Source organism: Phenylobacterium sp., from assembly GCF_035276905.1.
Classification (GTDB): domain Bacteria; phylum Pseudomonadota; class Alphaproteobacteria; order Caulobacterales; family Caulobacteraceae; genus Phenylobacterium.
Window position 1 is genome coordinate 1 of sequence record NZ_DATELG010000067.1, and the last position, 3795, is coordinate 3795.

The following is a 3795-nucleotide window of genomic DNA, read 5'->3' on the forward strand; positions in this document are numbered from 1 at the left end:
GGCGCCCGGCCGGGCTCATAGATCCTCACCCGGCAGGGGGCGAAGCGCACGTCGACCACCCGTCCGGCGAGGACGTCGGCGCCGATCACGCCGGCCACCGGCGTCGGCAGCGCGCGCAGGCGGGCGTCCAGCTTCGTCACCGCCACCGGGCGGCCCTGAAGGTTTAGGCCCGCCAGCCGCACCTCGCCGACGAGGGCGGTTTGCGCATAGCCCGCGCCCTGCGCCGGAGTGTCGGCCAGCAGGGTGTGCGCAGCCCCGGTGTCCAGCACATAGTCGCCGGCGATCCCCATTACTTCCGCCGGGGTCACCAGCACGCCGCTTTCGAACCAGCATCGCGTCTCGCCGGCCCAGGCGGTCGGCGGCCACAGGCTCGCGGCGAGAAGGAGAAAGAGGCGTCTCACGTCGAACGAGCTTAGCCGAGGCGCTCGCGGCGCGCGACCCGCGCCTGGCGCCTTACACGCGCCCCGAAACCCCGCATATCATGACCCATGCCCTCCTACACGCGCGCTTGGCGCAACTTCAAACGAATGCAGGATTTCACCGTGGCCGTAGCCAGCCTGATCTACGCCGGCGCGGCGGTGCACGCCGTCGGCCGGCTGCCGGGCGGCGCGGGCCTGGTGCTGCGGTGGACGCTGCTCTGGCCCGCGCTCTACCTGGCGGCCTCGCTGGTGGCGCCGTTGGTCATCCCGCCGGTCCGGCGCTGGCTCACCCGCTACGTCTGGATGAGCTTCCAGGCGGGCTTCGGCCAGACGCCGGCCTCGGTCATCATCGGGGTGGCGCTGCTGATGGGCGCGGCGCTCTTCATCTACTGGCAGATCGCCTCGGTCGCCGCGACCGGCACCTATCGCGCCAACGTCTTCTCCGCCTACGCCGCCGGCATCGGCATCCTGGCCGCCCAGGCGGTGCTGGTCCGCGCCCTGGAGCGCCGCCCGGACGTGCGGCCGATGATCGAGGAGCGGTGAGCTCTCAAATCTCCCCGCGCCCGCCGCCGCTGCGCGAGAAGTGCGCCAGCGTCCGCAGGCGGGCGAGCCTGGCGCAATCGGCGTCGTAGTCCGCCCGCCGGTCGGAGACGAAGCCGTGGCCGGCGTCGTAGAGAAAGACCGGCAGGTCCGGATGGCGCTCGCGGATCTCCTCGACCTTCGCAAGCGGGATGGTCGGGTCGGTCTTGCCGAAGTGCAGGATGGTCGGGACCTTGGGCGTCTCGTCCACCAGCTCGCTGATCCGCCGGCCGTAGAAGCAGGCCGCGGCCGCCAAGCCCTCGCAGCGGCAGGCCGCGAGCCAGGCTGCGGCCCCGCCCCAGCAGTATCCGGCAGCGAACACCGGGGGCTCAAGGAAGTCGATCGCCGCCTGCAGGTCGCCCTGCACCTGATCCCACGGGGCGGCGGCCGACAGCTCACGGCCCTTCTCGATGCTTGCGGGGCTGTAGTCGGCCGTAAAGCCCGGGGCGGCGCGGTCGTAGAACGAGGGCGCGATCACCTCGTAGCCATCCTCGGCGAAGCCCTCGCAGAGCTCGCGAATGTGCTCGGTGACCCCGAAGATCTCCTGCACCAGCACCAGGCCGCCGCGGCGGGCGTCCCCGGGCGCGGCGCGATAGGCGGCGAGCTCGAAACCGTCGAAGCGGCTCTTCAAGGTGATGGTCTCGCCCATCGGGCTGCTCCCTGACTCGGGGCGAACGCCCCCTCAGACGTTGAACCGGAAGTTCATCACGTCGCCGTCCTGGACGACATACTCCTTGCCTTCCTGGCGCAGCTTGCCGGCCTCGCGGGCGCCGGCTTCGCCCTTCAGGCGGACGTAGTCGTCGTAGGCGATGGTCTCGGCGCGGATGAAGCCCTTTTCGAAGTCGGTGTGGATCACGCCGGCGGCCTGGGGAGCGGTGTCGCCCTTGTGGATCGTCCAGGCGCGCGCCTCCTTCGGCCCCACGGTGAAGTAGGTCTGCAGGCCCAGCAGGTGATAGGCCTCGCGGATCAGCTTGTTGAGGCCGGGCTCGGCCAGGCCCAGGGTCTCCAGGAACTCGGCGCGCTCGGCGGGATCGAGCAGGGCGATCTCGCTCTCGATCTGGGCGGAGATCACCACATGGTCGGCGCCGTCGGTCTGCGCGCGGTCGGCCACCTGGGCGGAGAGGCCGTTGCCGGCGCCGGCCGAAGCCTCGTCGACGTTGGAGACGTAGAGCGCGGGCTTGGAGGTGAGCAGCTGCAGCATCCGCCAGCCCTTCTCGTCCTCGGGCGCGACCTTGGCCTTGCGGGCGGGACGGCCGGCGTTCAGCTCGGCCAGCGCCAGCTGGACGAGGCGCAGGGTGGCGGCGCTCTCCTTGTCGCCGACCTTGGCGCGCTTCTCCAGGTTGACGACCCGCTTCTCCAGGCTCTCCAGGTCGGCCAGCATCAGCTCGGTCTCGATGGTGTCGAGGTCGGCCAGCGGGTCGACCTTGCCCTCGACATGGGTGATGTCGTCGTCGACGAAGCAGCGGGCGACGAAGGCCACCGCGTCGCAGTCACGGATGTTGGCCAGGAACTGGTTGCCCAGGCCCTCGCCCTTGGAGGCGCCGCGCACCAGGCCCGCGATGTCGACAAAGTTGATCCGGGCCGGAATGATCTCCTTCGAGGGGATGACGGCGGCCAGCTTGTCCAGCCGCGGCTCGGGCACGGCCACGTCGCCGGTGTTGGGCTCGATGGTGCAGAACGGATAGTTGGCGGCCTGGGCGGCGGCCGTCTGGGTCAGCGCGTTGAACAGCGTGGACTTGCCGACGTTCGGCAGGCCGACGATGGCGACTTTCAGGGCCATGTTGTCTTTCGGGGTCCTTCTCGAAGGCGCGGGAGGTAGCACGCGGGCCAGTCCCGCTCAAACCCCAGTCCCGTTCAAGCCCATGGGCCGAGCGTGAGCGGACGAGCCTGCGTTGGCGGCTGCTTGCGACGCCGAAATTTCATGAAAGCGTCACGCACCGGGAAGGTTTGAGAAAGCGCTCGCGGCTTAGCCGTTGCTGCACCGCAGCACGGTGCAGCATGTTCCAATTCATCAATTCCCGGCTCTCCCTCGGCGCGCGGCTCACCCTGGTGAGCCTGGTCTTCAGCGCTCCGATCCTCCTGCTGGCGGGGCTGTTCCTGGCCGCGCAGGTCGGCCAGATCCAGCTGTCGCGCAAGGAGAGCGCGGGCGCGGCCTACGCCCAGCAGGTCTGGCTGGCGATGCGCGGCAAGGCGCGGCTGGCGGCGAACGACGGGTTCGGCGAAACCGGCGCCTACAAGGCCTTTACGGCGGCGCCCGAAGGCGCGGCGCGGACGGCGGCGGCGGTCGCCCTGATCGGGGCGGTGGCCGACGGCTCGAACCTGACCCTCGATCCGGAGCTGGCGACCTTCTACCTGGCGGACGCGGCCGTGGCGCGGGCGCCGGCGCTGGCGGGCGCGGAGGCGGCGCTGGAGGACGCGGCGCAGCGCGGCGACCACGATGCGATGCTGCTCGCGCGGGCGCGGCTGGTGGCGGCCAACGCCGAGCTGCAGCATTCGCTCGCCATCGCGATCCGGCAGAACGACGACCCCAAGGTCCGAGCCGCCCTGGCCTCGCAGGTCGCCGCGCTGAAGGACGCGGTGGCCCAGACCGACCACGAGGCGGCCATGGTGCTGAGCGGCTTCGCCTTCTCCGTCCCCTCCGGCGAGGCGCTGCAGGCGCGCATCGACGGCGTGTTCGGCGCGAGCCGGGCGGAGCTGCAGCGGCTGCTCGCCCAGCGAGTCCTACGGTTGGAGATGCGGCTGGCGCTGCACCTGGGCGCGGCGGGCGTCGTGGTGGCGCTGGCGGCGGGCCTGGCCA

General features: G+C 71.2%; 4 protein-coding genes and 1 pseudogene. 2 read left to right on the forward strand and 3 right to left on the reverse strand.

The genetic code is table 11. The features are described 5' to 3' along the window. Positions 1–401: pseudogene (locus VJS38_RS02640) on the reverse strand (hypothetical protein); the annotation flags it as partial. Positions 402–542: 141 nt separating this feature from the next. Here VJS38_RS02640 and VJS38_RS02645 point away from each other — a divergent pair. Next, positions 543–962: a hypothetical protein gene (locus VJS38_RS02645; protein ID WP_324086601.1), complete on the forward strand. Its 420-nt coding sequence runs from the start codon at positions 543–545 to the stop codon at positions 960–962. Between the two features lie 4 nt (positions 963–966). On the opposite strand, the gene VJS38_RS02650 is transcribed toward VJS38_RS02645, so the two are convergent. Next, positions 967–1647 carry a dienelactone hydrolase family protein gene (locus VJS38_RS02650; RefSeq protein WP_324086602.1) on the reverse strand — a complete coding sequence of 227 codons (681 nt, stop codon included), beginning with the start codon at positions 1645–1647 and terminating at the stop codon, positions 967–969. A 33-nt stretch (positions 1648–1680) separates the two neighbouring features. Further along, positions 1681–2778 (reverse strand): redox-regulated ATPase YchF, encoded by a 1098-nt coding sequence (ychF, locus tag VJS38_RS02655; RefSeq protein WP_324086603.1) that lies wholly within the window; start codon positions 2776–2778, stop codon positions 1681–1683. Between the two features lie 218 nt (positions 2779–2996). On the opposite strand from ychF, the gene VJS38_RS02660 reads away from it, so the two are divergent. Beyond that, positions 2997–3795, forward strand: a 799-nt coding sequence (locus VJS38_RS02660; protein ID WP_324086604.1) for a hypothetical protein, incomplete at its 3' end; no start/stop codon positions are given.